The sequence below is a fragment of the Streptomyces lunalinharesii genome (genome assembly GCF_039532155.1).
Classification (GTDB): domain Bacteria; phylum Actinomycetota; class Actinomycetes; order Streptomycetales; family Streptomycetaceae; genus Streptomyces; species Streptomyces lunalinharesii.
The window spans coordinates 1-26,636 of record NZ_BAAARK010000023.1; the positions used below are offsets into that span (position 1 = coordinate 1).

29 protein-coding genes are annotated in these 26,636 nt (G+C 73.9%); 18 read left to right on the forward strand and 11 right to left on the reverse strand.

All coding sequences use genetic code 11. From position 1 onward, the window contains the following. The coding region (locus ABD385_RS28475; protein WP_344581652.1) for an ATP-binding protein at nucleotides 1–141 on the forward strand (141 nt) is incomplete at its 5' end. Between the two features lie 223 nt (nucleotides 142–364). After that, nucleotides 365–1,006 carry an N-acetylmuramoyl-L-alanine amidase gene (locus ABD385_RS28480; protein WP_344581475.1) on the forward strand — a complete coding sequence of 214 codons (642 nt, stop codon included), beginning with the start codon at nucleotides 365–367 and terminating at the stop codon, nucleotides 1,004–1,006. A 55-nt stretch (nucleotides 1,007–1,061) separates the two neighbouring features. On the opposite strand, the gene ABD385_RS28485 is transcribed toward ABD385_RS28480, so the two are convergent. Next, nucleotides 1,062–1,691 carry a PadR family transcriptional regulator gene (locus ABD385_RS28485; protein WP_344581477.1) on the reverse strand — a complete coding sequence of 210 codons (630 nt, stop codon included), beginning with the start codon at nucleotides 1,689–1,691 and terminating at the stop codon, nucleotides 1,062–1,064. 103 nt (nucleotides 1,692–1,794) lie between these two features. Between ABD385_RS28485 and ABD385_RS28490 the strand changes: the two genes are divergently transcribed. After that, nucleotides 1,795–3,006 (forward strand): FAD-dependent monooxygenase, encoded by a 1,212-nt coding sequence (locus ABD385_RS28490; protein WP_344581479.1) that lies wholly within the window; start codon nucleotides 1,795–1,797, stop codon nucleotides 3,004–3,006. A gap of 22 nt (nucleotides 3,007–3,028) precedes the next feature. On the opposite strand, the gene ABD385_RS28495 is transcribed toward ABD385_RS28490, so the two are convergent. Further along, nucleotides 3,029–3,964 carry a LysR family transcriptional regulator gene (locus tag ABD385_RS28495; RefSeq protein ID WP_344581480.1) on the reverse strand — a complete coding sequence of 312 codons (936 nt, stop codon included), beginning with the start codon at nucleotides 3,962–3,964 and terminating at the stop codon, nucleotides 3,029–3,031. A gap of 272 nt (nucleotides 3,965–4,236) precedes the next feature. Between ABD385_RS28495 and ABD385_RS28500 the strand changes: the two genes are divergently transcribed. The 5 genes from ABD385_RS28500 (at nucleotide 4,237) to ABD385_RS28520 (ending at nucleotide 8,971) form a co-directional block, all read left to right on the forward strand. Further along, nucleotides 4,237–5,070 carry a DMT family transporter gene (locus ABD385_RS28500; RefSeq protein WP_344581482.1) on the forward strand — a complete coding sequence of 278 codons (834 nt, stop codon included), beginning with the start codon at nucleotides 4,237–4,239 and terminating at the stop codon, nucleotides 5,068–5,070. A 67-nt stretch (nucleotides 5,071–5,137) separates the two neighbouring features. Further along, nucleotides 5,138–5,761: a PadR family transcriptional regulator gene (locus ABD385_RS28505; RefSeq protein ID WP_344581483.1), complete on the forward strand. Its 624-nt coding sequence runs from the start codon at nucleotides 5,138–5,140 to the stop codon at nucleotides 5,759–5,761. A 276-nt stretch (nucleotides 5,762–6,037) separates the two neighbouring features. Further along, a complete protein-coding gene (locus ABD385_RS28510; protein WP_344581485.1) occupies nucleotides 6,038–7,216 on the forward strand; it encodes a DUF2306 domain-containing protein in 1,179 nt (392 codons plus the stop codon). 117 nt (nucleotides 7,217–7,333) lie between these two features. Next, nucleotides 7,334–8,281 carry a hypothetical protein gene (locus ABD385_RS28515; protein WP_344581487.1) on the forward strand — a complete coding sequence of 316 codons (948 nt, stop codon included), beginning with the start codon at nucleotides 7,334–7,336 and terminating at the stop codon, nucleotides 8,279–8,281. Between the two features lie 258 nt (nucleotides 8,282–8,539). After that, nucleotides 8,540–8,971, forward strand: coding sequence for a hypothetical protein (locus ABD385_RS28520; protein ID WP_344581488.1), 432 nt, complete (start codon nucleotides 8,540–8,542; stop codon nucleotides 8,969–8,971). A gap of 5 nt (nucleotides 8,972–8,976) precedes the next feature. Here ABD385_RS28520 and ABD385_RS28525 read toward each other — a convergent pair whose 3' ends face one another. Both ABD385_RS28525 and ABD385_RS28530 read right to left on the reverse strand, forming a co-directional pair. Further along, nucleotides 8,977–9,675 (reverse strand): hypothetical protein, encoded by a 699-nt coding sequence (locus ABD385_RS28525; protein WP_344581489.1) that lies wholly within the window; start codon nucleotides 9,673–9,675, stop codon nucleotides 8,977–8,979. A 66-nt stretch (nucleotides 9,676–9,741) separates the two neighbouring features. After that, nucleotides 9,742–10,761, reverse strand: a complete 1,020-nt coding sequence (locus tag ABD385_RS28530) for an AI-2E family transporter (protein WP_344581490.1) — start codon at nucleotides 10,759–10,761, stop codon at nucleotides 9,742–9,744. A gap of 509 nt (nucleotides 10,762–11,270) precedes the next feature. Here ABD385_RS28530 and ABD385_RS28535 point away from each other — a divergent pair. Both ABD385_RS28535 and ABD385_RS28540 read left to right on the forward strand, forming a co-directional pair. Beyond that, on the forward strand, nucleotides 11,271–11,426 hold the full coding sequence (locus ABD385_RS28535) for a DUF6131 family protein (protein WP_344581491.1): 156 nt from the start codon (nucleotides 11,271–11,273) through the stop codon (nucleotides 11,424–11,426). A 51-nt stretch (nucleotides 11,427–11,477) separates the two neighbouring features. Then, the gene (locus ABD385_RS28540) at nucleotides 11,478–11,825 is read left to right on the forward strand and encodes an Ig domain-containing protein (RefSeq protein ID WP_344581492.1); all 348 of its coding nucleotides are present in this window, start codon (nucleotides 11,478–11,480) and stop codon (nucleotides 11,823–11,825) included. A gap of 90 nt (nucleotides 11,826–11,915) precedes the next feature. Here ABD385_RS28540 and ABD385_RS28545 read toward each other — a convergent pair whose 3' ends face one another. Continuing rightward, on the reverse strand, nucleotides 11,916–12,881 hold the full coding sequence (locus ABD385_RS28545; protein WP_344581494.1) for a serine/threonine dehydratase: 966 nt from the start codon (nucleotides 12,879–12,881) through the stop codon (nucleotides 11,916–11,918). A 109-nt stretch (nucleotides 12,882–12,990) separates the two neighbouring features. Here ABD385_RS28545 and ABD385_RS28550 point away from each other — a divergent pair, with 109 nt between their 5' ends. Continuing rightward, the gene (locus tag ABD385_RS28550; RefSeq protein ID WP_344581495.1) at nucleotides 12,991–13,728 is read left to right on the forward strand and encodes an HAD family hydrolase; all 738 of its coding nucleotides are present in this window, start codon (nucleotides 12,991–12,993) and stop codon (nucleotides 13,726–13,728) included. Nucleotides 13,729–13,821: 93 nt separating this feature from the next. Next, nucleotides 13,822–14,469 carry a hypothetical protein gene (locus tag ABD385_RS28555; protein ID WP_344581496.1) on the forward strand — a complete coding sequence of 216 codons (648 nt, stop codon included), beginning with the start codon at nucleotides 13,822–13,824 and terminating at the stop codon, nucleotides 14,467–14,469. A gap of 12 nt (nucleotides 14,470–14,481) precedes the next feature. Here ABD385_RS28555 and ABD385_RS28560 read toward each other — a convergent pair whose 3' ends face one another. Together ABD385_RS28560 and ABD385_RS28565 are read right to left on the reverse strand one after the other, a co-directional pair. After that, nucleotides 14,482–15,891: an MFS transporter gene (locus tag ABD385_RS28560; RefSeq protein ID WP_344581498.1), complete on the reverse strand. Its 1,410-nt coding sequence runs from the start codon at nucleotides 15,889–15,891 to the stop codon at nucleotides 14,482–14,484. Continuing rightward, nucleotides 15,884–16,330 (reverse strand): MarR family winged helix-turn-helix transcriptional regulator, encoded by a 447-nt coding sequence (locus ABD385_RS28565; RefSeq protein ID WP_344581500.1) that lies wholly within the window; start codon nucleotides 16,328–16,330, stop codon nucleotides 15,884–15,886. The genes ABD385_RS28560 and ABD385_RS28565 overlap by 8 nt, the downstream gene beginning before the upstream one ends. A 285-nt stretch (nucleotides 16,331–16,615) precedes the next feature. Between ABD385_RS28565 and ABD385_RS28570 the strand changes: the two genes are divergently transcribed. After that, nucleotides 16,616–16,969 carry a YciI family protein gene (locus ABD385_RS28570; RefSeq protein WP_344581502.1) on the forward strand — a complete coding sequence of 118 codons (354 nt, stop codon included), beginning with the start codon at nucleotides 16,616–16,618 and terminating at the stop codon, nucleotides 16,967–16,969. Further along, on the forward strand, nucleotides 16,966–18,219 hold the full coding sequence (locus tag ABD385_RS28575) for an RNA polymerase sigma factor (RefSeq protein ID WP_344581504.1): 1,254 nt from the start codon (nucleotides 16,966–16,968) through the stop codon (nucleotides 18,217–18,219). Before ABD385_RS28570 ends, ABD385_RS28575 begins: the two co-directional genes overlap by 4 nt. Before the next feature lie 47 nt (nucleotides 18,220–18,266). Here ABD385_RS28575 and ABD385_RS28580 read toward each other — a convergent pair whose 3' ends face one another. Further along, nucleotides 18,267–18,956: an SDR family NAD(P)-dependent oxidoreductase gene (locus ABD385_RS28580; protein WP_344581505.1), complete on the reverse strand. Its 690-nt coding sequence runs from the start codon at nucleotides 18,954–18,956 to the stop codon at nucleotides 18,267–18,269. After that, entirely contained in the window at nucleotides 18,953–19,849 is an 897-nt protein-coding gene (locus ABD385_RS28585; RefSeq protein ID WP_344581507.1) for an NAD(P)H-binding protein, read from the reverse strand. The genes ABD385_RS28580 and ABD385_RS28585 overlap by 4 nt, the downstream gene beginning before the upstream one ends. A 67-nt stretch (nucleotides 19,850–19,916) precedes the next feature. Between ABD385_RS28585 and ABD385_RS28590 the strand changes: the two genes are divergently transcribed. From ABD385_RS28590 to ABD385_RS28605, 4 genes are all read left to right on the forward strand, one after another. Then, nucleotides 19,917–20,726: a LysR family transcriptional regulator gene (locus ABD385_RS28590; protein WP_344581509.1), complete on the forward strand. Its 810-nt coding sequence runs from the start codon at nucleotides 19,917–19,919 to the stop codon at nucleotides 20,724–20,726. A 111-nt stretch (nucleotides 20,727–20,837) separates the two neighbouring features. After that, on the forward strand, nucleotides 20,838–21,356 hold the full coding sequence (locus ABD385_RS28595; RefSeq protein ID WP_344581511.1) for a MarR family winged helix-turn-helix transcriptional regulator: 519 nt from the start codon (nucleotides 20,838–20,840) through the stop codon (nucleotides 21,354–21,356). Then, nucleotides 21,353–22,762, forward strand: a complete 1,410-nt coding sequence (locus tag ABD385_RS28600) for an MFS transporter (RefSeq protein ID WP_344581654.1) — start codon at nucleotides 21,353–21,355, stop codon at nucleotides 22,760–22,762. Before ABD385_RS28595 ends, ABD385_RS28600 begins: the two co-directional genes overlap by 4 nt. 80 nt (nucleotides 22,763–22,842) lie before the next feature. Next, nucleotides 22,843–23,439 (forward strand): Type-2Aa cytolytic delta-endotoxin, encoded by a 597-nt coding sequence (locus ABD385_RS28605; protein ID WP_344581513.1) that lies wholly within the window; start codon nucleotides 22,843–22,845, stop codon nucleotides 23,437–23,439. 75 nt (nucleotides 23,440–23,514) lie between these two features. Here ABD385_RS28605 and ABD385_RS28610 read toward each other — a convergent pair whose 3' ends face one another. Together ABD385_RS28610 and ABD385_RS28615 are read right to left on the reverse strand one after the other, a co-directional pair. Then, nucleotides 23,515–24,036, reverse strand: a complete 522-nt coding sequence (locus ABD385_RS28610; RefSeq protein WP_344581514.1) for a hypothetical protein — start codon at nucleotides 24,034–24,036, stop codon at nucleotides 23,515–23,517. Nucleotides 24,037–24,436: 400 nt separating this feature from the next. Continuing rightward, nucleotides 24,437–26,395, reverse strand: coding sequence for a hypothetical protein (locus tag ABD385_RS28615; protein WP_344581515.1), 1,959 nt, complete (start codon nucleotides 26,393–26,395; stop codon nucleotides 24,437–24,439). Nucleotides 26,396–26,636: the final 241 nt, after the last annotated feature.

Sequence of the window (26,636 nt, forward strand, 5' to 3'; positions counted from 1 at the left end):
ACCGAGCGGACCGGCAGCGACAAGGGCGTCGGACTGGGCCTGTCCATCGTCCGCTCCGTGGCCCGCGCCCACGACGGCACCATCACCGCCGAACCCCGCGAGGGCGGCGGCCTGGACATGCGCGTGGCGCTCCCCCTCTGACAGCGCCGCCGCGCACCGCGGAGACGGGCCCGGCGGGTGGCGGGCAACCGCGCCCGGTCGCCGAAGTGCCCCGCTGGCGGTGGGCCGTGTCGCAGTCGGGGCGCACCGCGGGTCGCGGGTAATTTGCCGGTGGGTCCGGCGTTCCGCGCGCGTCGCAGGTGCGCGGACGCGTCGGACCGCGCGTCAGACGTCGAGGCCGGAGGGAACTTCCCACGATGCGTCCGTGCTGCTCCGCTTCCCGCGCGACCGGTCCGCGGTGACCGGCGACGAGCGGGCGTTCACCCGTCGGCGCCTCGTGGCGGGGGTGGCGGCGCTGGCGGCGACCACGGCCTGTTCCGGCTCCGGCGCCCCGAACCCGGACACCGGCAGCGAGCCGCCCGGCTATCCCGGGGCGCAGTGGGTCCCCGCCGACATCACCAACTACACCCCCGCCAACCGGCCGAGCAGTCATCCGGTGCAGTTGGTGATCGTGCACGTCACGCAGGAGACGTTCCCCGACACCCTGATGCTCTTCGGCCGCCCCGGTTACCGCGCCTCCGCGCACTACACCGTGCGCTCCGAGGACGGCCACGTCGCCCAGTGCGTGCGCGAGCACGACGTGGCCTGGCACGCCGGGAACGCCCGGTACAACTGGCGCAGCATCGGCGTGGAGCACGAGGGCAGGGTCGACGAGCCCCGCTGGTTCACCGATGCGCTGTACGCGGGGTCGGCGGCGTTGACCGCCGCGATCTGCCGCCGCTACCGCATCCCCGTCGACCGCCGGCACGTCATCGGCCACAACGAGGTGCCCGGCGCCGACCACACCGACCCCGGGCCGCTGTGGGACTGGCCGCGCTACATGCGCCTGGTGGCCGCCGCCTCCTGAGGAACGCCGGCCCGGGTCTTCGGTGATCCGCTCGGCCACCGCGCCGGGGCGCGGCTCAGCTCCGTTCGGCGGTGTCCGCGCCCGGTCCGAAGGTCTCGTCGAACGCCGCGAGGAGCTCTCGGGACCAGGTCAGGCTGCCGTCGCGCAGGTCGTCGACCACTCCGCGCAGCCAGCGTTCCTCGGCGCCGAGTACGGCGAGCAGGTACTCGTTCTCGATCAGCGTGATGCGCGGGAGGCCGGCCGGGACGTCGGCACTCTGGCGTTCCAGTGCGGTGCGTTGGGCGGTGATCCGGGCCAGTCGCCGCTCCAGGATCGGCGCCACCTCGTCCGGGGCGAGCAGCAGCGCGCTGGACAGCGCCGCCGGGAACACCGGGAACTCCGCCTTGGGCACCGCCAGCATCTGCTCCAGCCACTCGCGGGTGGTCGCCCGGCCCGCTTCGGTGACCTCGTAGACGGTCCGCTCGGGGTACTGCTGGTCGCGCTCGGTGTGCCGGACGGCGATCAGTCCGCCGCTCTGCAGCCGCTCGATGGTGCGGTAGAGCCCGGCTCGCTGTCCGACGTTCACCACCTGTTCCTTGCCCCACTGCTTGAGCAGTTGCTGGATGCCGTACGGGTGCAGCGGGCGGTGGTGGAGCAGCACCAGCACGGTCAGGCCGAGCGGGGAGCTCTTCACGGGGGCGGTCATGCAGGTCATCGTAGTCATCGCGCGAACTAGTTGCATTGTTACTAGTTTCTTTGCGACTATGTGCCGCATGAGTCAGATCCAGGCACATCCTGTGGGAGGGGTTTTGCACGACAACGGCGACCTCGTCGGGCACGGCGGGGACATCCGAACGGCACTCGTCATCGGGGGCGGGGTGGCCGGCCCGGTCGTGGCCCTCGCACTGCGCAAGGCGGGCATCGCGGCGACGGTCCACGAGGCGTACCCGAGCGCCGCCGACGGCATCGGGGCCTGGCTGGGCCTGGCGCCCAACGGGCTGGCGGCCCTGGCGACGGTGGGCGCCGACGCGGCGGTGCGGGCGGCGGGGCAGCCGGTGCCCGGGGTGGTGATGGCGGACGGCACCGGCCGTCAGCTCACCCGCTTCGACGGCTTTCCCGAACTGCCCGCCACGATGACCATGCCGCGCGACCGGCTGTTCCGGGCGCTGACCGACCACGCGGTCGCCGAGGGCGTCCGGTTCGCGTACGGCAAGCGGCTGGTCGGCGCCGAGGAGACGGCCGCCGGCGTCACCGCCCGCTTCGCCGACGGGACCACCGCCACCGCCGACCTGCTGATCGGCGCCGACGGCATCCGCTCCACCGTCCGCACGCTGATCGACCCCGCGGCGCCCGCGCCGGAGTACGGCGGGGTGCTGAGCTTCGGCGGCTTCGCGGCGGCGGACAGCGGCATCGAGGCCGACGTCGAGGTCGCCCCGGGCACCATGTACTTCGCGTTCGGCCGGGCCTTCATGGGGTACTGGCGGGGCCCGGACGGGCGGCTGATCTGGTTCGCGGGGCTGCCCGTCGACAACCCGCCGAGCCAGGAGGAGGTCGCGCGGGTGCCCGCCGCCGAGTGGTTGGACCGGCTCCGCGCCCTGTACTCCGGCCACGTCCCGGGCGAGCGGCTGCTACGGCACACCGCCCCCGAGGAACTGATGGCGGTCGGTCGGATGGAGCGCATGCCGTCCGTACCGCACTGGCACCGCGGACGGATGGTGCTGGTGGGCGATGCGGTGCACGCGCCGTCCTCCAGCTCGGGACAGGGCGCCTCGCTCGCCATCGAGAGCGCCGTCGAACTGGCCCGTTGCCTGCGCGACCGGCCCACGTACGGCGAGGCGTTCGCCGCCTACGAGGCGCTGCGGCGTCCGAGGGTGGAGGCGATCGGGCAGAGCGCCGCGGCCGTCAACAAGGTCAAGGCAGGCAAGAGCGCGGCGCCCGGGCCGGCGTTCCCACCGCCCGAGGAGATGTTCCGGGCGCTGCACTTCCACCGGATCGACTGGGCGGAGACCGTCCCGGCGTGACCCGGCCGGCGGCCGCCGTCGGCTACCCCGTACCGCCCGCGCCGTGCGCCGTCCCCGGCGCGGCGGCGAGGGCGGCCAGGCAGGCGCGGACCGGCGGGCTCTCCGCACGGGTGGACCAGGCAACCCGGATGTCCCGGCGGAGGGCCGGTCGCACCGGGAGGAACCGCACGCCGGGCGGGGCCGGCCGCCGGGCCGCCGCGGGTGTCAGACAGGCCGTCAGATTGCTTGCCACCAGGGTGAGTTGGGTGAAGTGGTCGGCTAGGACGTAGCGGACGTCGGGTTCGACGCCGTGGGTGCGGAGCGCCTGGACGAGCGCCTCGTACGCTTCGGTGCCTGGCGGGCAGCAGGCCCAGGCGGTCGCGGCGAGCGGGTCGAGGTCGGTCCGGGCGGTGAGGTCGAGCCCGGCGCGGTCGGCGAGCGGATGGCGCTCGGAGAGGGCGACGTAGACCTCTTCGCTGACGAGGGTGCGCAGCGCGACGCCTTCGGGGACGGCGAGCGGGCGGGGCGCCCAGCTCTCGACCAGCAGCAGGTCGAGGCCGCCGTCGACCAGGCGGGGCAGGAGTTCGACGGCCTCGCCGTCGACGACCGTGGGGACGAGGCGGGGGTGCGCGGCGGCCAGTGCGGCGAGCGCGTCGGGCAACAGGGCGCGCACCGCGCTGCCCACCCCGCCGATCCGCAGGGGCCCCAGCACTTCGTCGTCGAGGTCCGCCAAGTCGGCCTGTGCGGCGGCGAGTTGGGCGATCAGACGGTCGGCGTGGGCGGCCAGGACACGGCCGGCATGGGTCAGCCGCACGCTGCGGCCGTGCGGCTGGAGGAGCGGGTGGCCCGCCTCGCGTTCGAGTTTGGCCAGCTGCTGGGAGACGCCGGAGGGCGTCAGGTGCAGCGTGCGAGCGGCCTGGGCGATCGATCCGTGCGCGGCGACGGCGGCGAGCGCCCGGAGCCGGTCGATGCTGAACACGGTACGGATGCTACCGATTATTGGGCTTGAATCATTGCTTTTCGTTTATGGTCCGGGCCGGCACAGTGGATTTCATGACGAGTGGAGACGAGGTGTCCGCCGCGACGTCGGTGTCGGTCCCGGGAAGGGGGTCGGTCCCGGGAAGGGGGTCGGCGCGCGTCCGGGGCGGGTCCGGCGCCGGGCGGCGGTGGCCGTCACCGGGCGGCCGGGCCGCGAGTCCCGTGGCGCTCGTCGTGGCGGGGTCGGCGTGCATCTCCGCGTCGGCCGTGTTCATGAAGCTCTCCGGGACCAACGCCGGTACGGCGGCCTTCCTGCGTTGCGCGCTGGCGCTGTTCGTCCTGGTTCCGCTCGCCTGGCGGGAGGTGCGGCGGATCGGTGCGCGGTCGCTGCGCCACCAACTGATGGACCTCGCCGCCGGGGTGCTGCTCGGTGTGGACATGGTCTTCTGGGCGGCCAGCGTGCTCGCCGTCGGTGCCTCGGTCGCCACCGTGCTGCTCAACGTCCAAGTGGTGGTCTTCCCGGTGCTCGCCCGCCTGGTGTCGGGGACCAGGCTGTCGGGGCGGTTCGTGCTGATGGCCCCGTTGATGTTGGCCGGGGTGGCGCTGGCGAGCGGGGCGATCGGAGCGCCGCAGGCCGGCAGCGATCCGGTCGCCGGAGTGGTGTTCGGAACGGCGGCGGGGGTGGCGTACGCGGGCTACCTCTTCCTGATGCGCCTGGGCGGTGGACGGGAGCACACCCTGTTGCCCGTGTGCGTCTCGACCGCGGCGGCCGCCGCGACGGCGGCGCTGATGGGCGGCGTGTGGACCGGAATCACCCTCGATCCCGGCTGGCCGGCGTGGGGTTGGCTGATCACCCTGGCCCTCGTCGGGCAGGTCCTGGCCTGGCTGTTGATCACCTCCGCGCTGCCCGGCCTGGCGCCGAACGTCGGTGCCGCGCTGCTGCTCCTCCAACCGGTGATGGCCTTCGGCCTCGGCCTGGCGATCGGGGAACGCCCGACCCTGACCCAGGCCGCCGGCTGCGCCCTGGTGGTCGCGGCGGTCTGGCACAACAGCCGGCCGCGGCGGGCGTCGCGCCCGGCCTCCGGGCGACGGCGGGCAGGCGGCTGAGGCGGCGGCACCCGGGCCGTCCCGGAGGGCGCTCCATCCGGCCGCGGCACCGCGATACGGTCACGGCATGGCTGATTCCCCCAGGGCGGACCCCCGCCTGACCACGCCGTCGTTCCTCGTGCTCGGCTTCATCGACCAGTTGGGCGAGGCCAGTCCGTACGACATCAAGGTCGCGGCCGCCCGCACGGTGGCCCCCTTCTGGTCGATGCCGCACGCGCAGGTCTACGCGCAGTGCGACCGGCTCGTCGCGGCGGGCCTGCTGTCGGAGTCCCGGCAGGCGGGCGGACGCAACCGGCGGCTGCTGAAACTGACGGCGGCGGGCCGGGCGGCCCTGGCGGAGTGGCTCGCCGACTCGACCTTCGTCCCCGTCGAGGCGCGGGAACGCGGCATCCTCAAGCTGTGGTTGGGCGGCCGGCCGGAGGTCCACTCCCCCGTGCAGCTCGACGCCCACCGCAGCACGCTCGCGGACTACGAGGAAATCTCCACGAACATCGGGGAGTTGCTGACGCGCGGGCAGCGCGAGGCGTTGGAGTTCGGCATCCGCTACGAGCGGATGATGATCGACTTCTGGCACTGGGTGGAGCAGCGGGGCGAGGGGGACACCGGCCCCGACACCGGCGCCGGGGCCCGCGAGGACACCGGTGCGCCGCCTCACCGGGACGGCGAACTCCGGGACGCGGAACGCCAGTAGCGCCAGTAGCGCCAGTAGCGCCAGCAACCCCACGAGCGCCGACTCCGACGGCGCTCCGCGCGTCCCCTATCTCCCGCGCCTCCCCTTTCACCCACCTCCCCCTTTCGCCCGCGACGCCACGAGTGACCTACCGGTGCGTAAAGAAGGTCCGCGTCCCCCATTGACCGCGGCGCCGATCCCCCCTACCTTCACGACAGTCCATTTGGGACCATCCAATGTGGACCATCATCGCCCGCCGGGCCAGTCAGGGGCAGGGCCGCGATCCAGGGAGTCGCCATGAACCGTCCGCGGGGCGCCACTTGGCGCCGCACAGCCACCCTCGCCGTGGTCGTCGTCTGTGTGGGATACGCACCGATCGCGATGACCGAACTCTGGCCCTACGCGCACCGGGGCGCCCCGGCCGTCGGTGCCTGGCTGCTGGGCCGGGCGGTGTCGCCGCAGTACGTCGCCGACGCCCTGGCCACCCGGATCGGTCCGTACGGCCGCAGCCTGGTCGCGATGGTCCTGCACTCGGTGTTGGGCGGCCTGCTGATGCTGCTCGGCCCCGTGCAACTGCTCTCGGCGATCCGGCGGCGCAGCCGGCTGCACCGCGCCCTGGGCGTGGTCTTCGCACTGACGGTGTACGCCTCGATGGCGGGCGCCGCGGTCTACTTGGCGCGGACCGCGCCGGGCGAGGCGTTCAGCGGCCCGGCGTTCTGGATCGTGCTCGCCACGATCCTCGTCGGCACCGTCCTGAGCGTCACCTTCGGCATCCTCGCCGCCGTCGGCGGCCTGCCCGACCTGCACCAGCGGTGGATGTTGCTGTGTTACGGCTACCTGATGACCGCGCCGCTGCTGCGTCTTGAGTGGGGCGCGCTCCCGGCGCTGCTGCCCGGGCTGTCCATGGAGGACGTCAACCGCGTCGCGATCATGCACCTCGGGTCGGTCGTGGTCTTCGGCGCGCTGCTCGCCTCGCGCGCGATGGACAGGCGGGACACCGTCCCCGGGGTGCGCGGCACGTGGGCGCCGACGCCGGTGCTCGTCGCGGCCCATGTGGTCGGCGTGGCGGCGCTCGGGTGGATCGTCGCGGCAGCCGCGGGGTGGGGCACCACCGGACGCCGCCTGCTGGCCGCCTATCTCGTCCCGCTCCTCGCGGCGTACGTCGTCATGGTCGTCCGCCAGCGGCGGGCGGGCCGGGACGGCAGGAGTTGGGCGCGCGAGGAGTGGCGGCTGCACCTGGTCGCACTGTGCCTGGCCCCGCTCTTCTCGGCCACCGCGGGCCTGGTCTTCGAACGCTACGTGGGGTTGGACCGGCGTACGGCGTTGGCCGCGGGGATCGCCATCGGCTGCGGGATGTTGGCGTTCGCGGCGACCGCCGTGGTCAGTCTGCGGGTCTTGTTCGCCCGCGAGGTGCGCAGGCGGGAGCGACTGGCCGTCCTCCCTCAGGGGGACCGGGATCCGTCCCCGGTGGGCTGAGCCGCCCGGCCGACCGGACCGCCCGACCGGTATCGCGCCCGTGGGACGCCCGCACCTGCCTGCGGCCGCGGGCGCGGGCGACGGCGCGGGCGACGACAGCAGGGAAACGGAGCACGCATGACCGAGCCAACGGACGCCTCGATGACCGCCGAGGAGCCGGTCGTCCGCGCGCCCGCGGCGGGCGCGCCGCCGGAAACCGCCACCGGTGGACGTGAACTCGCCGTCGGCACCGCGATGTTGGCGTCGACCGTGGGCGTGGTCGGCGGCCTCACCGGGACGCTGCTCGCCGTCGTCAACCTCACCGGGCACACCTTCGGCGCCTGGCAGTCGCCCGCGTCCCTCAGCCCCGGGCTGATCGGGGCGGCCATGCTGGGCGTCGTGCCCGGCCTGTTCGCCGTCGGCCGGGCGCGTGCCTGGGAGGAGGTCAGGACGCTGGTCCTGCCCCTCGTCGTGGTCCTCGTCGGGCTCTTCGCGGTCAGCGTGCGCAACGGTGGTGAGCTCCAGGCGGTGCGCGGCGGCCCGCTCTTCCTCGTCCTGTTCAGCCTGGGCTGGGTGGCCGTGCTGGGACTGCTCGGCCTCGGCGCGGCGGTCTGCCTGCTCCGGCAGTACCTCAAGCCGGCCCGGCCGCGGGCGAAACGGGCCGTGCCGCTGCCCGGCTGGTCCAAGCCGGTCCTGGCCGTCCTGGGTTCGGCCTGGTTCGGCATCGGCGCGGGCCTGCTCGTCCTGCCCGGCTTCTGGGCCGGCCTCGTCCCGTGGGCGGTCGGGCGGGCCGATGCCCAGGCACTCGGTGTCTGGGCCCTCGCACTCGGCATCGGCGTCCTGGGCTCCCTGGCCGAGGACGACCTCGACCGGACCCGCCCGGCGCTGCTGGCCCTGCCCGGCGTCGCGCTCGCGGTCGTCGTCGAACTGGCCGGCCACGCCGCCCAGGTGCACTGGGGTTCCGGCGGCGGACTGGCCCTGCTCGGCATGGTCGGCGGGCTGCTGGTGGCGGGCGCGACCGGTCGGTGGCTGCTGGCGCGCGGCCCGGGCCGGGGGGCGGGAGCCGGCGGGCCAGCCCCCTCCTGAGGCCGGGTCCGGGCCAGCGGGCGGCCCGTCGCGATCGCGTTCCCGCCCGTCGACGGATGTACCGGGCCCCGGGCAGCGGCACCGGGCGGGCGTCGTTCGGCTGAACCATACGGTCGCCTGGCGCGTCTTACGCACCGCGACCCTCCACAACCCCTGTCCTTACGGCCCCTCCCCCGGAGCCGCCGGCCCGCAGCACCGCGCCCGAGAGAAAACCGGGAGTACATGTCCCCGCACGTTCGTCGCCGTTCCCTCGGCACCGTGTCCCTCACGCTGGGCGGGCTCGTCATGGCCTGTCTCGTGATCGGTGGCGGGCTGTGGATCAAGGACCACACCATGTGGTTCAAGCGGATGCGGGGCGGCAACGCCTGGTCGCTGACCTACCAGGCAGGTGTGGCGGGCGGCCAGGGCCACGCCGCCGCCGTCCGCTACCGGCTCAACCCGGACCGCTTCGAACCGGCCCCCCTCGTCAAGCGCCTCGGCCGCACACCGCTCCCGTGGAGCACTCAGGTGCTGGTCAACACCGGGGAGCCGGCCCGGGTGGAGGTGCAGCCGGAAGGGGACGCGGTCGCGACGTGCCGGATCCTGCTCGACGGCATCCGCGTCGTCGCCGAGGGGAAGTCCCCCGGCCCCGGCCGCCCCGCCGTGTGCCAGGTGACGACCAGCAGCACGCCGGAGAAGTGGCCGCGCTGACCGCCTCAGCCACCCGGCGGGCCCCCGGCACGGCGGGTGGGAACGTAGCGGGTGGCCAGCTCGACGGTCTGTTCGGCCAGCGGGCCCAGCTCCGGCTCGTGGCGTGCCGCGGCCCGCGCCAGGCGTGCGATCTCCGCGACCCACCCCGCGGCCGGCTCCCCCACCGCTTCCCCGGGCTCCCACCCGGGGGGAGGCTCGTCGATGCGGGCGAAACCGCGGTCGAGCAGGCCGCTGGCCTCCTCCGGACGGTGCCTGGCCAGGGCCTTGACCGCGCCGATCGCGTTGGCCAGGGCGCTGGCCGGCCGCGACCACGCGTCGTCGCGGGCGCGCGCCCGCGGGTTGTCCCGGTCGTAGTCCGGGTCGTCCGCGACGGACTCGGCGCGTACGGACAGGTCGAGCCGCCAGAACAACGGCAGCTCGGCGAAGCGGACGAACAGTAGGCGGCGCCGGTCGGAATGCCGGTAGTCGGGATCGCAACGCACCGCCGCGACCGGCCGTACCCGCCCCAGCACGTCCGCCACCCGCGCCAGGCACGCCGCGAACGCCCGGTCCGGCACCACCCATTCGACGTCGATGTCGCTGAAGTGGTCCGCGGTGCCCGTCGCCAGTGAGCCCAGCAGCAGCGTCCGCGAACCGGGGCAGTCACGCTCCAGGACGGCGCGCACCGCCTGCGTCAACGCCCGTCGGTCCGCGGCAGGGTCCATGGGGGCAAGCGTAGGGGGCGGCGGGCGGGACGGTCAGGGGGCCGGCGCGGGTGCGCTGCCGAAGGGTCAGCGGCGCAGTGCCCCGTACACCGACCACACCACCGACACCAGCGGGACCGCGACCACCGCCCCGAGCACCCCCGCCGTGACGCCGCCGCAGATCACCGCCAGACCCACCACGACGGGGTGCAGGCTGACCGCGCGGCTCATCACCAGGGGGTGCAGGACGTGTCCTTCGAGCTGCCCGATGACGACGATGAGCAGGACGACGACCAGGGCCACCAGCGGGCCCTTGGCGGCCAGGGCCACCACCGCCGCCACCGCCAGGGCGACCGGCGAGCCGATGAGCGGCACGAACGCGGCGAAGAACTCCAACACCGCCAGGGGCAGGACCAGCGGCACGCCCAGCAGGAAGAGGGCGCAGCCGACGAGCACGGCGTTGGTCGCGGCGATCAGCACGATGCCGCGGGTGTAGCCGGTGAAGGTCGTCCACGCCGCGGTTCCGGCCGTGCGCACCGTGCTGCGTCCGCGCTCCGGCAGTTGGCCGCCGAACCACAGCCACATCCGGCCGCCGGAGTGCAGGAAGAAGACCGAGCAGAACAGGGCCAGCACGCCGACCGTCAGGACCTCCACCAGGCGGCTCACGCCGCTGACCGCGGTGTTGATCAGGTTGGCGCGGTTGGTGGACACGAAGTGCGAGACCCACTCCTGGAAGTGCGCGAGGGAACCGTGCTGGAGGTGGAACGGCGGGCCTTCCAACCAGCGCTCGATCCGCGCCACGCCGCCGGTGAACACCTGCCGCAGGCCGGGCCACGCGTCGGCCACGTCGGCGCCGATCAGGCTGAGCACGCCCAGCACGAGCACGATGCCGAGCAGCAGTCCGACGGTGACGGCCGCCGCGCGCGGCAGCCAGCGGGCCAGTAGGCCGGTGAGGGGTTCCAGGAGCGCGGTCAGCACCAGGCCCAGGAACACCGCGAGGGTGACCAGGTGGAACCGCCCCAGCGCCATGAACACCACGTAGACCGCGGCGCCCACGACGAGCAGCCGCCACCCGTAGGCGGCGGCCACCCGTAGTGGCCTGGGCACGACGACGGCCTCGCGCAGTCGCGGGCCCAGGGTCCCGCCGGCCGGCCGCCCGGTCGGCGGCCGTCTCCGGTGCGGGACGGCCCGTCGCGCCGTGGTCGCGGCATCCCGCGAACGGCGGCTCGGGCGGGCTCGGCGGGCTCCGTTCGGCACTTCGAGCCGCCACCTCCTCCCGCCCACGGACCTCCTCGGAAGCCCTCCTGCCGTGGGCCCCGGAGTGACCGGTAACCGCGGGCGGCGGATACCGAACGCGACCGGCCGGTATTCCCTCGAAGGCACCCGGCCGGGGTGGGGCCGCTGCCGGCGCGCCTGCGGGGCGGGGCGCCGTCGGGCCGGGGAGGGTACCGCGCGGCGCGGCCGGAGTCTCGCGCGAGCCGGCACGTCACCAGCCCGCCTACAGCGCCCCTGACCTGGTCTTTCCGTTCCGTTGCAGGCTCGCTCCGGAGAAGTTGCCGTTGCTCCGGTCGAGGGACACAGTGAAAGGAGACATCCGAACGAGATCGGAGCACGTCGTGGTCGTTCTCGGCATCATCCTGCTCATCATCGGCTTCTTGACCGGCATCGCCATCCTGTGGACGATCGGCATCATCCTGCTCGTCATCGGCGCGGTGCTGTGGCTCCTGGGCACGTTGGGACACGCAATCGGCGGGCGCCGGCACTACTGGTAGCGGCCGGCGCGGCCGCCAGGCACGCCGCAGTCAGGTCAGGAGACGGACGGTATGAATGGGGAAGCGGTTCACCGTCGGACGTACATGATCCTGCCGGCCGGCGGGACCGGGCAGCACGCCGTCCACCACCGCGCCTTCGCCCACCCGCTGAAGGCCCGGGTCGTGGACAGCGAGGACCGGACGCCGGTGACGGAGCTGCCGGTGACGTTCGCCTGGGACACGATGAGCCAACAGGCGCTCTTCGAGGGCGCGCAGGAAACGGTCACCGTGCTCACCGACCCGCAGGGGTACGCCGAGAGCCCTCCGCTCGTCGCCGGCGACGCGGCCGGCACGGCGAGCTTCGCCGTCACGGCGGCCGGCGCGCCCCCGGTGCACGTCGAGATCACGGTCGATCGCTGAGCCGGCCGACGGCCGGCGGTCGACGCGCCGCCCGGCGGTCCCTCCCTCGTGGGTCGGGACCGCCGTCGCCATGCCGGGTCGGCGGGCCCGTCAGTCGACCAACGTCCGGACGTCGGTGTTGGCACCGCACAGCACGATGCCGGTGGTCGCGCCGGGACGCGCCGGGCGGTCGTCGGCACGGTGCTGCCAGGCGTCCCAGGCGGCCAACGCGGTGGCTGCCGCGTGCTCGACCGCGATGCGGTGCTCCGCCCACAGCGTGCGGCGGGCCCGGACGATCGCGGAGTCGGGCACCGTCACGCAGTCCACGCCGTCCTGCTGCGCGGCGTGCAGGGCACGTGCGGAGACCCGCCGGGCGCCCAGCGAGTCGGCGGCCACCGAATCCACCGTGACGTCGACCGGCCGGCCGGCCCGCACGGCGGCGGCCAAGGCACAGCACTCCTCCGGTTCGGCGGCGATGACGCGGATGCCGTGCTTCTGCGCGGCGGCCGCCACCCCGGCGAAGAGTCCGCCGCCGCCGACCGCGACGACGACCGTGTCCAGTCCCGGCACCCGGGCCCGGAACTCCTCCAGCATCGTGCCGGCACCGGCGGCGATCAGGACGTCGTCGTAGGCGTGCGAGGCGAGCGCACCAGTCGTGGCGACGAACTCCTGGCAGGCCGCCAGTGCCTCCGCGTACTCGCTGCCCACCAACCGCACGTCGGCCCCGTACGCCCCCAGTCTCGCGACCTTCACCTCCGGTGCGGTCTCCGGCAGGAAGACGGTGGCGGGCACGCCCTGCTGCCGGGCCGCCCAGGCACAGGCCAGTCCCGCGTTGCCGCCGGAGGCGATGGTGACGCCGGCCGCCGGCAGCGTGCCGGCGGCCCGGTGGGCCAGCAGGAAGTTCTGGGCGCCGCGGGCCTTGAACGACCCGGTGTGCTGGAGGTGCTCCAGCCCCAGCCACACCGACCCGCCGTCCCGCGCCGGCGCGTCGAGCGGCGCGACGGCCAGCGGCCGCACCTGCCCGGCGATCCTGCCGGCCGCCGCCATCACCTCGTCGTAGTGCAGCACGTCGTCCATTCCTCACCCATGGTTCTTCTCGCGTCGAACGAACCGGTCCCGAACGCTCCACCCTACGCAGCGCCGCGAACCGCCCGCCGGGAACGCGGACCTGCGGTACACCTTCCGCATGCACCGCATCCCCGTCTGCGGGCCGGAAGGCCCCCTGCGCGTCGGCCCCGACGCCTCGCACACCGTCGCGGAATCCGCGATCCACGCCGTGCTCTTCGACTTCTCCGGAACGCTGTTCCAGATCCGGTCGTACGCCGACCGGATCCGGGACGTGCTGCCGCAGGCCGTCGACGACGCGGCAATGGAGCACATCCTCAACGGACTTGAGGCCGGCCTCGCCGACCCGGTCGTGGTCGCGGCGCAGCGCGCCCGCGACGTCTCCCCCGAGGCCCACCGGCACGCCTTCACCACCTGGTACGCGTCGGCGCCCGAATTGGCACCGGTCGCCGACGACCTGTACGCACAGCTCAGGTCACCCCGGAACTGGCTGCCGTACGCCGACGCCGCAGACACGCTGCGGCGCCTGGTGGCGCACGGCCTGGCGCTGGGCGTCGTCAGCGACGTCGGCTGGGACCTGCGCCCCACGTTCGCGCACCACGGCCTGGACGCCTGCTTCTCCTCCTGGGTGCACTCCTACGAACACGCCACCGAGAAACCGGATCCGCGGTTGTTCCACCACGCCTGTGCGGAACTCGGCGTCGAGCCGGCCGCCACGCTCATGGTGGGCGACCATCCGGCGAAGGACGGCGGCGCGGCCGGTGCGGGGCTCCGCTCCTACGTCCTGCCGGCGGGTGCGGCGGCCGGGGCGCACCGGGGGCTGGCGGCGGTGCTGCGGCTCGTCGGGATCGACGCCTGACGTGCCCGCCCACCGCGCCGTTCCGGTGTGCAAGAGCGGGCCGCTGACCGGATCGCGGTACCGGCGGCGGATGGTCCGGCTATGGTCGTCGGCATGGGCGGTCTGCGGGTGGTGCTCATCGGAGGGACCTCGAACGTCGGCAAGTCGACGGTGGCCCAAGTGGTCGCGGAGCGGCTGCGGTTCGCGTACCGGTCGACGGACCGGCTGGCCCGGCACCCCGGGCGGCCGTGGCGGACGCCGGAACGGGACGTCCCGCCGCACGTCGCCGAGCACTACGCCACGCTGCCGCTGGACGAACTGATCACTTCCGTCCTCGACCACTACGCGCGGCTCTGGCCCCGCATCGAGGACCTGATCACCGCGCACGCGACCGGCGCGGAGGCCGGGGCCGGACTGGTCCTGGAGGGCTCGGCACTGTGGCCCACCCGGGTCGCCGGGCTGACCGTCCCGCACACCGCGGCCGTCTGGCTCACCGCCGGGCCGGCCGTCGTGCGCGGCCGGATCCACGGCGCCGGCCGCTACGCCGAGGCGACGGCCGCGGAACGTCACCTGATGGACAAGTTCCTGGCCCGGACCGGGCGTTACCAGTCGCTCATGCTGTCCGAGGTGCACCGTCTGGGCCTCGACCACCTCGACTCCGGTGACGGCCGCTCGCCCGAGGAGCTGGCCGACGCGGTCCTGGCGACCGCCGCGGCGCAGCACGCGGTCGGTCGGTCGTCGGCCGACGGCCACCCGCGCTAGGGCGCCCGAGGGTCACTGGGCGGCCGGCGTCGTCGCGCGGCCGAGCGTGCGGTCGAAGACGGTCAGGAGGAGGTAGAGCACGCCGGCGCCGAGCATGACCCAGGCGAGGTGGTGCATGCCGCCGGTGTCGACGCGGCGGCCGAAGGACGCGGCGGTCGCGGAGGAAGCGACCATCGAGCCGAGGTAGGCGAAGGTGCGCAGTAGTCCGGCCGAGGAGGCGGTGCGTGCGGGATCCGCCTGGAAGTAGACGGAGTTCTGCAGGGCCAGGTTGTTCAGTCCCTGCGGGACGCCGAAGAGCAGCGCGACGAGGAGCAGCGTCCACAGCGGGCTCCGTCCGGACAGCGTCAGCATCACCAGGCAGGCGACGATCTGGCCGACGGCGCCGACCAGCAGTTTCCCGCGCACGCCCGGGCGTCGTCCGCTGACGACCGAGACGCCGATCGCCACCAGGAACATGGGGATCTGGACCAGTCCGGCGTGGAACGGGGTCAGTCCGAAGCCCTCTTCGGTCCACTGGCTGAAGCCGTAGAGGAAGGCGTAGGCGACGACGTAGGCGACGAGCGCGCGTCCGTAGGTGGCGAGGAGCGGCCGGTTGCCGCCGAGTACCCGCAGGTCGATGAAGGGCGTGGCGGCCCGCAGTTCCCGCGCCGCGAACGCGCCTCCCGCGGCGACGGCGATCGCCAGCAGGTACCAGCTGCGCAGGTGCAGGTTCATCAGGAACAGCAGCAGCGCGACGAGCATCGCGGCGAACAGGGCCATGCCGGGCAGGTCGAGTTGGGTGGTCAGGCGGCCGCGTGGCGTCGGCCGGCTCGTTCCGGTGGATCGGGGCAGCCGGAGCAGTCCCAGCAGCACGGCGGCGACTGCCAGCGGGACGTTCAGGGCGAAGGTGGCGCGCCAGCCGCCCACCGCGATCAACACCCCGCCCAGCAGCGGGCCGACGACGGCGACGGTCTGGTTGGCCACCGCCAGGCCGGTGAGCACCCCACCGGGGCTGTCCCGTCCGGTGCGCTCGGCTTCGCTGCGCACCAGGGCCATCGCGGCGGGATAGCCGGCGCAGGTGCCGAACCCGAGGAGGACGCGGGCGACGATCAGCACCGCGAGGTTCGGTGCCAGGGTGCCGACCACGCCGGCGACGCCGACGAGCGCGGTGCTGAGGAGGAAGAGCCGGCGCGGCCCGTAGAGGTCGATGAGCCGGCCCACGACGGGCTGTCCGAGCGAGGTGGCCAGGTAGAGGGCGGAGACCAGCCAGGCGGTCTGCGCGGCGGGTGCGCCCAGCGCCGCCCCGATGGGGACGAGCGCGACGGAGATGATGGTGGAGTTGATCGGGTTCAGGACCGAGCCGAGCATCATGGGCGGCAGCAGCCGCCGGTCGAATCCCGGCTTGTCGGTCCCTCGTATGACGCCCGTCTTCGCCTCAGTCATGGGTCAGTCGCTCCAATACGGCCATGGCGGCGATCACCGCTCGGCGTTCGTCCTCTGTGCACTTGGCCTGCAGCTGGCCGGCGAGCCATTCGGTCCGGGCCTGTCGCCCCTCCTCGACCCGGCGCTGGCCCTCCGCGGTCAGGGTGATCAGTAGGCGCCGGCCGTCGTCGGGGTCGGGGTTCCGCCGCACCAGCCCCTGCGCGGCGAGCGCGGCGACCGTGGCCGTCATCGACTGGTGCCGCACCCCTTCGGCGGCGGCGAGTTCGCTGGCCGTGACGCGCCCCTTGTCGGACAGGCGGGCCAGCGCCGAGGCCTGGCCCAAGGTGATGTCCTCGACCTGGGAGGCGTTCAGGATGCGGCGGCGCAGCCGGCTGATGACGGCACGGACGTCGCGTGACGCCTCGATCGCCGAGGGCGACGGGCTCGGGTTCTCGCTCATGCCCTCCACCGTAATGTCTACAGCCTTAGCTGTACAGCTTTACCTGCAAGATGTGTCGGATCCAAGGGGGCGCGGGGTGCGGCGGCACGACGTTGACCGGCGGCGACACGGTCAGCCGGGGGGCGGGCGCGGAGCGGCGGTGCCGGCCGTGCCCGGCGGTACGCTCGGGCGCCCGAGCTCCACGGCGGGATTCGCCACGAGATTCTCCGGGAGCACTGTCGATTCTCCTTCCGGCCGTTCGTCATACCTGGGCAACCACCCGATGCACGACATGAGGAGCACACCGTGAAGTACCTGTTGCTGATCAACACCGCGTCGCCCGACTCCACCGAGGAGCGGCCGGCCGAGGGGCCGACCGTCGAGGACTTCATGGCGTTCGACAAGGCGGTCTCCGACGCCGGCGTCAAGCTGGACGGCAACGCCCTGGACGTCTCGACCGCGACCACCGTGCGCGTCCGCGTGAACGGTGAGCGCGTGGTGACCGACGGGCCGTTCGCCGAGACCCGGGAGATCGTCGGCGGCTACTACCTGATCGACGTCCCCGATCTGGACGCGGCGCTCGACTGGGCGGCCCGGTGCCCGGGGGCCCGGTACGGCACCGTCGAGGTCCGCACGGTCTGGGAGCCGGTCCGGCCGTGAACGAGCAGCGAGCGGCCCGCTCCGTGGAGGCGGTGTTCCGCGAGGACCGGAGCCGGCTGCTCGCTCTCCTCGCCGCCCGGTTCGGCGACCTCGACCTGGCCGAGGAGACCGCGTCCGAGGCGATCGAGGCCGCGCTGGCGCGGTGGCCGGTCGACGGGGTGCCGGACAAACCCCTGGCGTGGCTGCTCACCACGGCACGCCGCAAGGCCATCGACCGGATCCGGCGCGATCGGGCGTACGCGGAGCGGCTGGCGCTCCTCCAGGTGGAGAGCGACCGGGCGGGCGCCGCGGCGCCCGCCGCTGCGGGCTTCGACGACATCCCCGACGAGCGGCTGCAACTGTTCTTCACCTGCTGCCACCCAGCGCTCTCCGCCGAGGCTCGGACCGCGCTGACGTTGCGCTTCCTGGCGGGCCTGACCACGCCCGAGGTCGCCCGGGCGTTCCTGGTGCCCGACGCGACCATGGCCCAGCGCATCGTGCGGGCGAAACGCAAGATCCGCAGTGCCCGCATCCCGTTCCGCGTCCCGGAGCCGGACGAACTGCCCGCCCGGCTGCCGAGCGTGCTCCGGGTCCTCTACCTCGTCTTCACCGAGGGGTACGCGGCCAGCTCCGGCAGCGAGCTGCTGCGCCCCGACCTGGCCGACGAAGCCATCCGGCTCGCGCGGATCCTGCACCGGCTGCTCCCCGGCGAACGCGAGGTGGCCGGACTCCTCGCACTGCTGCTGCTCACCGACGCCCGGCGCGCCGCCCGGACCGACGCGGCGGGCAACCAGGTGCTGTTGGAGGACCAGGACCGAGCCCGGTGGGACGCCGACCGCATCGCCGAGGGGCAGCGGCTCCTCGTGCCGGCCCTGACCGGCCCCGGCGTCGGGCCGTACGCGGTGCAGGCGGCGATCGCGGCGCTGCACGACGAGGCGGCCGCCTTCGAGACGACCGACTGGCCGCAGATCGTCGCGCTCTACGACGTGCTGCTCCAGCTCGAACCGTCCCCGCTCGTCGCACTGAACCGGGCCGTGGCCCTGGCCATGCGCGACGGCCCCGAGGCGGGCCTCGTCCTGCTGGACGAGCTGACCGCCGCCGGCGAGCTGCGCGGGTACCACCTGCTTCCCGCGGCGCGGGCCGACCTGCTGCGGAGACTGGGCCACACCGCCGAGGCGGCCGCCGCCTACCGGGCCGCCCTCGACCTCGTCGGGAACGAACCGGAGCGCGCCACGCTCGCCCGCCGGCTCGGGGAACTCACCGGTCCGTGACCGGCCCGTGCGGTGCGCGCCGGCCGGCCGGCAGGTGCCGGCAGCGGCTACCAGGGCACCGGATCGCCCGTGTAGTTGAGGTACTGCAGGCCCGGTTCGCCGCGGTGCCGCTCGATGGTGTCCACCACGCCCGGGACGGACTGCTCGATGGTCAACGGCGCGTCGGCGCCGCCGAGTTCGGTGCGGACGTGGCCGGGGCACATGAGCAGCAGCGAGTGCGCGGCGTCGGCGTACCGCACGGCGTAGCTGCGCATCAGCTGGTTCAGCGCGGACTTGCTGGCGCGGTAGACGTCCTGACCGCCCCTGGTGTTGAAGCTGAGGCTGCCCTGCCGGGAGGACATCACGCCGATGGTCCCGGTCGGCGCCACCAGCGAGCGCAAGGACTCCACCACGCGCATCGGGCTGAGCGCGTTGGTGACCATGACGTCGACGAACATCTCCGTCGGGACCTCGCCGACCGGGAGGTCGCCGCGCGTGATGCCGGCGTTGACGAAGAGCAGGTCGAGGGTGCGTCCGGCCAGGCGTTCGCGCAGCGCGGCGATCTGGTCCGGCTCCGTCATGTCCAGCGATTCGACGGTGACGCGCCCGTCGGAGGCGTCGGCCAGGTCGTGCAGGCCGGTGCGCCCCTCGCCCCGGACCGTCCCGATGACGTCCCAACCGCGGCGGGCGTACTCGGTGGCCAGGCCGAGCCCGAGGGTCCGGGAGGCGCCGACGATGAGGGCGGTCCCGGCGCTCATGCCTGCACCGCCGGCTTGAGGACCTGCTCGCACCACTCGCGGAAGGTCGTCGGGCTGGCGGTCGGCGCGGTGCGCCGCACCCCGTCGTCGAGGCCGTCGTCCTTGGCCCGCATCATGTCGACGTAGCCCTGTACGAGGGGGTCCGACATGCCGCGGCCGGCGAGTTCGGTGCGGAACGCGTCGAGCGGTTGCCGTTCGTAGCGGATCGGGCGGCCGAGCACGTCGGACATGATGTCCGCCAGGTCGTTCGGCGAGAGGTCCTCGGGGCCCAGCACCGCGACCTCGCCCGTCCCCGTCCAGGAGCGGTCGAGCAGCAGGGCGGCGGCGGCCGCGGCGATGTCGCGGGTGGCGGCCCGCGGTGCCGCGCGGTCGGCGGCGACGGTCTCGGTGAACACGCCGTGGTCGCGGATCGAGGCCACCTGCCACAGCAGGTTGTCGAAGAACGTCGGGTTGGCGAGCGCGCGGTAGGCCACGCCCGTGGAGGCGATCAGGTCGTCCATGGCCAGCGACGCCGTCACGTGCCCGGCGCGGCCGGCGACGGGGGTGCCGCGGCCGAGCGCCGAGACGCCGACGACGTGCCCGACCCCGTGGGTGGCGAACGCCTTCGCGGCGACTCGGGTGAAGCCGGAGTACAGGGCGTCCAGGTCCGGTGCCCGGCCGTGTGAGGGCGCCAGCCAGAAAACGGCGTCCGCGCCGGCGAACGCCCGGTCGACGACCTCGACGTCGTCGTGCGCGCCGGTGACGACCTCGACGTGGGCGCGGACCGCGTCGGGGAGCTTGGCCGGGTCGCGCACGATGACGCGCAGTCGTTCGCCGCGGGTGCGGGTGTCGGCGAGGAGGAGTTCCAGCAGCCGGCCGCCGATCTGGCCGGTGGGAGTGGTGATGACGATCATGCTTCGAGTCTCGGGGCGGCGATCCGGCGCGTCCAATACCCTTCCCGACAATTGATACCTTCGGGGTATGGATCTCGATCTCCGCAAACTCCGCTACTTCGCCTCGGTGGCCGAGCTCCGGCACTTCGGCCGGGCGGCGGAACAGCTCTACATCGCCCAGCCGGTCCTCAGCCGGCAAATCAAGTCGCTGGAGCAGGAGTTGGGGTGCACGCTGCTCCTGCGGACCACCCGCAGCGTGGAGCTGACCACCGCCGGCAAGCAGCTCTACGAGGAGGCGCAGCAGCTCCTGCCCTCGATCGCGGCGGCGGTCCGGCGCGTCCACGACGTCGAGCAGGGCGTCCGACGCCTCGCGGTCGCCTTCTCCCCCGGGTTGCACGTGTCGGACGCGATCCGGGCGTTCGCCGCGCTCCACCCGGACGTCGAGATCGACGTCATCCCGGCGCGCTGGTGGGAGCAGGACCGGCCGCTGCGGGACGGCCGTGCCCAAGTCGGCTATCTGCGGCGCCCGTTCGACGAGACGGGCCTGCGCGTCGTCCCCATCGGCCACGAACCCCGGGTCGCCTGCATCCCCGCGGCGCATCCGCTGGCCAGCCGTCAGCAGCTCACCTCGGCGGACCTCGACGGCGAGCGGATGCTCGTCACCTCGAAGCGGCGGACCATGACACTGGAGGAGAAGTTCGAACTCATCGCCGCCGGACGCAACATCGCCCTCATTCCGCTGGGCGTCGCCCGGTCCTACTCCCGCCCCGACCTCGTGTACCTCCCCGTCACGGACACCCCGCCCCAGGAGACCTGCCTGGCCGTCGCCGCCGACCGGCGCGAGAAGCTGCTCCGCGACTTCCTGGAGATCGCCACCGAGACGCTGCGCCATTCCTGAACGGCCTTGGCGGGAAGGGCCGTTCAGCGGTCCGGCTCAGGTCGGGGCGCGCCGACGATTTTACGTAAGCAGTTATGTAAGTGCTTATGCAAGTGCTGTTACGGTGGGCGGATGACTCAGGAGAAGGAGCGCCCGGGCGGCGGGGCGGACGATCCCGGTCGGGAGAGCCTGTGGCGGCCGTTGCGGGAGCTACAGGAGGCCATGGACGCGGAGATCGCGCGGGTCTACGCGGAGCGGCGCATCGAGGGCCTGAAGCCGAGCTTCGTACGGGAGTTGCTGCGGCTCGACGCCTGCGGGCCGATGACGATCGGCGCGTTGGCGACGTCGGTCGGCCTCACCCCTTCGGCACTCAGCCAGAAGGTGGCCGCCATGCGGACGGCCGGTTGGGTCCGGACCGTGCCGGGTGCGGACGCGCGGAGCCGGCGGGTGACGCTGACGGCGAAGAGCCGGCAGGTCGTCGGGCGGCTGGCGGCGGAGTGGCGGGCCACCGAGGCCGCGCTCGCGGAGCTGGAGGCCGAAGTGCCGTACCCGCTCAGCCGGGTCGTCGTCGACATCGAGCGGGCGTTGGAGCGCCAGAGCTTCCACGACCGGATCGCGGCGAAGCTCGCCGCGGACCCCGCGTGGGAATGAGGCGCGCGCTGCTCGACCTCGCGCCGCTGCGCACGTCGCGGGCGTTCCGGCGGTTGTGGGTCGGGCAGACGCTGTCCGGGTTCGGCGGCCAGATGACGGTGGTCGCCGTGATGTTCCAGGTCTGGCAGTCGACGCACAGCACCATCTGGACCGGTGCGGTGGCGCTGGCCCAGGCCGTGCCGCTGGTCGCCCTCGGACTGTTCGCGGGCGCGGTCGTCGACCGGGTGGACCGGCGGACGTTCTACGTGGCGATGACGGCCGGACAGGCCGTCTCTTCGGTGTTGCTCGCGGTGCAGGCGTTCGTCGGCGGTGTGCCGGTGGTGGGCGTGGTGCTCCTGGTGGCGGTGCAGTCCTGCTTCGTGGCGGGTGGCGGGCCGGCGTCGAAGACGTTCGTCGTGGCGTTGCTCCCGCCGGAACAGCTGGCGGCCGGGCTGACGCTGCGGCGGATCTCCTTCCAGGGCGCACTGTTGGCCGGGCCGGCGGTGGCCGGGCTGGTCTTGGGGTGGCTGGGGGTCGGCGCCTGTTACGCGATCGACGCGGTGAGCTTCGCCGGGACGCTGTACGGGGCGTGCAAGCTGCCGTCGCTCACCGTGCCGGCCGGGGCGGCGGCCCGTTCCGGGCTGCGGGGCGTCCGCGACGGCGTGGACTTCCTGGTGCGCACGCCCCTCGTCCGCGGGGCGTTGTTGACGGATCTGGCGACCACCGTGCTGTCGATGCCGATCAGCCTGTTCCCGCTGATCAACGCCGAGCGGTTCGGGGACGATCCGCGCACGCTCGGACTGTTCCTGTCCGCGATCGCCGTCGGTGGGCTGGTCGCTTCGCTCTTCTCCGGGACGTTCACCCGGCTGACCCGCCCCGGACTGGCCGTGCTCGGCGGCTCGGCCGTCTGGGGGCTGGCGCTCGCGCTGTTCGGCCTGGCGCCCGACCGGTGGCTGGGGCTGGCCTGTTTGGTGCTGGCGGGGGCGGCGGACACGGTGTCGGTGGTCTCCCGGAGCACCGTCGTCCAGGCGCACACCCCGCCCGAGCTGCTGGGGCGGGTCGGCGCCGCGGAGCAGATCGTCGGGCAGGCCGGTCCGGACGTCGGCAACCTGCGGGGCGGGGTGGTGGCGGATGCGACGTCCGGGGTGACGGCGCTGGTGAGCGGTGGGATCTTGTGCGTCGTGGCAGTGGTGCTGGTGGGGGCGGCGACACCGCAGTTGTGGCGGGGTGCCGGCGGTGCGGCCGGTGCCGGCGGTGCGGCCGGTGTCGGCGGTGCAGCCGGTGCTGCCGGTTCCGGTGACCCGGGCGAAACGGGTGGTTCGGGGCGCCCGGACGGCTCGGCGGATTCCTCCCTTCCGGGAGGCGTCGAGGATTCCGGTGCGCCGGGAGGTCGGGGCGACCCGGGCGGTGTGACGGCCCAACGGTGAGGGCGGTGGCGGGCGCGGACCCGGGCAGCGGCATACTTGCCGCTCGGCGCGACGCGATCTTTCGCATGTGAGGAGCAGTCATGTCCGACCGACCCACCGCCGAGAAGACGACGTTCAAGACCGTCTTCGAGGTGAGCCCCGCCGTCCTGGAGCAGGCGCAGGCCATCGCCGACACGTTCCAGTACGCGATCGCGCCGGCGACCGTGGACTTCGACTTCGGTGAGATCAGCCGGGCCGCGGGCGCCCTCCCCGGGGCTTCCACCGTGAAGATCGTGCGGGGCTGGGGACTCCAGGAGACCGCGCCCGTCGGCGTCATGGTGATGTCGCTCAGGGAGGCCGTCCGCCAGGCGCTGAACGAGCCGTTCGGCAACCCCGCCTTCTGGGAGCGGGCCGAGGCCGCCCTCACCGAGGTCTTCATCGGCCTGGGCCGCCAGGAGGGGACCCACCTGTCGTTCTACGGCGACTCCCCCGACGCCACCAGCTACTACTACAACCTGCTGTTCGCGCTCCAGGACGAGGAGACCGAAGGGCACGTGTACGCCCTCGCCTTCTGCGTGAACGTGACGATCGCGCTGAGCGCCGACGCGGCCGGCGCGCTGACCATGGACGACGTCGCGCACTGCGCGATCCGGCTCAACGCGATGGCGGTGCGCCAGCCGGTCCGCGCGGCGGTCTGACGACGGTGGTGGGGAGCGATCCCCACCACCTGCCGGTCGGCCGGAGGGTGGAGTCCGGGCGCGTCGTCGCCCGGGCTACTCCCCCGCGGCCGGGGCCGGGTGGCGCCCGGTCCGGCCCGTCGACAGGGCGGCGGCGAAGCGGGGCCAGGCGAACAGGACGACCGGGTAGACGGCGTAGCCGATGCGGGTCGCCGGGGACAGCACGATCGCCAGGAGCAGGCCGAGCGCCAGCCGGTCGGCGGCGGCCACGACGGTGCGCGGCGGACGGACCAGCAGGGACGCGGCCACGCCCAGGGCCGCCAGCGCGATGAGCGCCACGGTGACCGCCGCGCCGTGCGGGACCAGCGTGGCGATCAGGTGCCCCAGCAGCGGGCTCTGGGCGGTGGACGCCGCGGCGCCGAGGCCCAACGGGTAGCAGACGACGTTCTGGTGGAAGGCGCCGGCGTCCACCAGCACCACGGGCAGGACGGCGAGCGCCGCGATGCCCAGGGCGCCGGCCGCACAGGTGACGGCGGCCCGCCTGCCGCGGCGCACCACGAGCACGGCGACGAGCACCACGATGGCCGGCCAGGCGGTCCACTTCAGCGCGGCCGCCAAGCCCAGGGCCAGGCCCGCCCGGCCGGCCGCGTCGCGCTGGGCGAAGGCCGGGGCCAGGGATCGGCGTCAGGTACAGCAGGGGCGCGACCGCCGCTCCGGCGACCGCGACCACGGCCGGGCCCGTGGCCCAGCGCGCCGACGACCGGACCGCGATCAGTGCGGCGCAGCCGTATCCCACCACGGCGGCCAGGCCCCCGGCCTCCTGCGCGGTGCCGGCGGGCGACGACAGCCCCACCGCGAGCGCGGACACCGCGCTCACCACCAGCAGCGGCCAGTCCCACCGCCGCCCGGCGCGTGCCGGCCCGTCGGTGCATACGGCGCCGGTCTCTCGGCGTCGCACGCGGAAAGCCGCCCGCCCCACCCCGCCGGGGAGTGGAACGGGCGGCAGCCGGACCGGAGTTCACACCTCCAGGACGAAGTGGATGCCCTCGTAGGCCAGCCACTGGGCGTGGGTGTGGAGCCCGTAGGGAAGTTCCGTGATCGGCTTCCAGCCGGGCGGGGGCGGGGGCCAGGCAGCGCCCTCGGGAACGGGACGCGGGGCCGACCCGGCGGGGACGAGAGGGGCGAGGGGGACGGGACGGACGGCGGTGCGCACCACCTCGGCCAGTTCGGCGGTGGTCACCATGGCGCCCGCCAGGCCGAACACGGGCTCCGGGGGTGCGGCGCCCAGCAGCGCCGACAGGGCCCCGACCAGGTCACGGGTGTGCAGGGGGCGCAGCGTCCCGGCGGGGTCGTCGAGGGTCAGGGGCTGGCTGCGCAGGGCGTCCCAGACCAGGCGGCCGATGCGGGAGTCGTGGGGACAGCCGGGGCCGTAGAGGTCGCCGACGTGCAGGGTCAATGCCTGTGTGTGAGTGGGGAGTTGGAGGGTGAGGACAGGGGTGGAACCGAAGGCCGGGGGCCCGGCGGGCGGGCCGGTCAGGCCGGTCAGGTCCAGGAGTGCGTGGGCGGGGTGGCCGGGCGGCCGGTGGGCCAGGGTGGTGACGGGGTGTCCGGCGTCGGCCAGCCCGCGGACGAGGTGTTCGCCGAGCGGGGTGTCGGCGCCGAGCACGTCGACGCGCGGGGGCTCGCTCCGCTCGTCCCGGGCCCGGCCGGCAGCCGCGCCGTCGGCCGCGGGACGGTGCGGGGCAGGGAGTTCGGGTGCGGTCGACTGGGGTGCGGGCAGGTGAGGTTCGGCCGCGGGACGGTCACCGCGGTGCGGTACGGGCGGCGCGTTGCGGGGGGCGCGGCGGGCCCGTCGGGTGCGTTCGCCCGCCTCCTGGCCGGCGGCCAGGCCGGCCAGGGTGATCCGGGTCAGCTCCTCCCGCTGCTCGGCGATCCGGTCCTCCGACTGCGCGTAGCTGATCCCGCCGGGGCCCACGGTCGCGAGGGCTTCGGCGAGCACCGCGGGATCGGGGGCCATGTCGCCCGTCGCCGCGTCCGCGTCGCCCGGAGGACCCGGGCGGGCCGGATCGTCGGTACCGGCGGTCACCGGATCGCAGCGAAGTCCGTCCCGCCGCTGGACGAAGCCCATCGTGAAGGCGGTCAGCCAGGCCCCTTCGGCCGCCTCAGGGGTGGTGACTTCAGCCATTCGCACAATGGCCGATTGATGCCTTTCCAGACGGACGCCCACGCCCTCCAGATAGTGCTCGCAGTCGAGGTGGAGCCAGCGGTCGGCGCCCCGGGCCGTTCGCGGGGCCGCCCCGTCGCCGGGGTCGTCGAGGCGCACCGCGCACTGCGCCACGCCCTGCTTGAAGAACGGCAGCACCCGCAGGTCGGTCAGTCGTGCACCTTCGCGTCCGGGAACGTCCCGGGGCACGAAGCAGACCGAACGGCGCGGGCCGCGGAACGCATTGCCGGAGATGCTGCCGTGGTCCTCGTGCTCGGCGAGGCTGGGGACCGAGACGTATGCCGGGATTCCGTTCGCGCGTAAGTAGCGGTTCATCAGGATGTCGTCGGGCCAACTGTCAAGATGGCGTCGACCGAAAGCCGCAAATCCGGAGGCAACTTCCCGGGGGAGAATGATGGCGACGCACGGAAAGTACTCGTTGACGGCGCCCACCCACCGGGCCCCGGCCAGCGCGCCGAATCGCACCGCGGCGCCGTTCCGGGAGTCCCAGAGCGCGAAAAGCGCGAGCGCGGCATGCGGCATCTCGGCAATCGCCAGCCGGGCACGTTCGAAGAACGTATCGGAAAGGATCATGTCGTCCTGGACGACGAGTTGATGGGTCGCACCGTCCTCGATTGCCTCCCAGGCGCACAGTGCGGTCCGCAATACGGACGGTTTGCCGGCCGGGTCGGGATCCATGACGACGTGCAGCGCTCCCGGTGGCGCGGACCGCGCCAGCCGTTCTGCCGCGGCACGGCGTTTGGGGTGGGTCATCACGGCTCCGCTCAGCCGATAAGGCGTCATCAATTCCTCCGGTTCTCCGCTTTTCCGGCCCGCCGGGCTTTTGTGCCGTGCCGGTCGTTCCGACACAGGTGAATCCGGACAGTACGGCGGTCCGGATGCGCGCCGCAAGACTGCCGAAATGGCGCTCTGGCCACCGGAATCGACGCCGGACATGCTGACCGCTGGCCCACGCCGGGTCGGCTCGTGCTCCGTTATGCGGGAAGAGAGGGTC

Excerpts from the sequence above, each read along its gene's own strand:
- ABD385_RS28485 (WP_344581477.1), bottom strand. The coding sequence starts at position 1,691 with ATGACCGCCCCCGTGAAGAGCTCCCCGCTCGGCCTGACCGTGCTGGTG.
- ABD385_RS28500 (WP_344581482.1), top strand. The coding sequence starts at position 4,237 with ATGAAGCTCTCCGGGACCAACGCCGGTACGGCGGCCTTCCTGCGTTGC.
- ABD385_RS28505 (WP_344581483.1), top strand. The coding sequence starts at position 5,138 with ATGGCTGATTCCCCCAGGGCGGACCCCCGCCTGACCACGCCGTCGTTC.
- ABD385_RS28510 (WP_344581485.1), top strand. The coding sequence starts at position 6,038 with ATGAACCGTCCGCGGGGCGCCACTTGGCGCCGCACAGCCACCCTCGCC.
- ABD385_RS28515 (WP_344581487.1), top strand. The coding sequence starts at position 7,334 with ATGACCGAGCCAACGGACGCCTCGATGACCGCCGAGGAGCCGGTCGTC.
- ABD385_RS28525 (WP_344581489.1), bottom strand. The coding sequence starts at position 9,675 with ATGGACCCTGCCGCGGACCGACGGGCGTTGACGCAGGCGGTGCGCGCC.
- ABD385_RS28540 (WP_344581492.1), top strand. The coding sequence starts at position 11,478 with ATGAATGGGGAAGCGGTTCACCGTCGGACGTACATGATCCTGCCGGCC.
- ABD385_RS28545 (WP_344581494.1), bottom strand. The coding sequence starts at position 12,881 with ATGGACGACGTGCTGCACTACGACGAGGTGATGGCGGCGGCCGGCAGG.
- ABD385_RS28550 (WP_344581495.1), top strand. The coding sequence starts at position 12,991 with ATGCACCGCATCCCCGTCTGCGGGCCGGAAGGCCCCCTGCGCGTCGGC.
- ABD385_RS28555 (WP_344581496.1), top strand. The coding sequence starts at position 13,822 with ATGGGCGGTCTGCGGGTGGTGCTCATCGGAGGGACCTCGAACGTCGGC.
- ABD385_RS28560 (WP_344581498.1), bottom strand. The coding sequence starts at position 15,891 with ATGACTGAGGCGAAGACGGGCGTCATACGAGGGACCGACAAGCCGGGA.
- ABD385_RS28565 (WP_344581500.1), bottom strand. The coding sequence starts at position 16,330 with ATGAGCGAGAACCCGAGCCCGTCGCCCTCGGCGATCGAGGCGTCACGC.
- ABD385_RS28580 (WP_344581505.1), bottom strand. The coding sequence starts at position 18,956 with ATGAGCGCCGGGACCGCCCTCATCGTCGGCGCCTCCCGGACCCTCGGG.
- ABD385_RS28585 (WP_344581507.1), bottom strand. The coding sequence starts at position 19,849 with ATGATCGTCATCACCACTCCCACCGGCCAGATCGGCGGCCGGCTGCTG.
- ABD385_RS28590 (WP_344581509.1), top strand. The coding sequence starts at position 19,917 with ATGGATCTCGATCTCCGCAAACTCCGCTACTTCGCCTCGGTGGCCGAG.
- ABD385_RS28595 (WP_344581511.1), top strand. The coding sequence starts at position 20,838 with ATGACTCAGGAGAAGGAGCGCCCGGGCGGCGGGGCGGACGATCCCGGT.
- ABD385_RS28600 (WP_344581654.1), top strand. The coding sequence starts at position 21,353 with ATGAGGCGCGCGCTGCTCGACCTCGCGCCGCTGCGCACGTCGCGGGCG.
- ABD385_RS28605 (WP_344581513.1), top strand. The coding sequence starts at position 22,843 with ATGTCCGACCGACCCACCGCCGAGAAGACGACGTTCAAGACCGTCTTC.
- ABD385_RS28615 (WP_344581515.1), bottom strand. The coding sequence starts at position 26,395 with ATGACCCACCCCAAACGCCGTGCCGCGGCAGAACGGCTGGCGCGGTCC.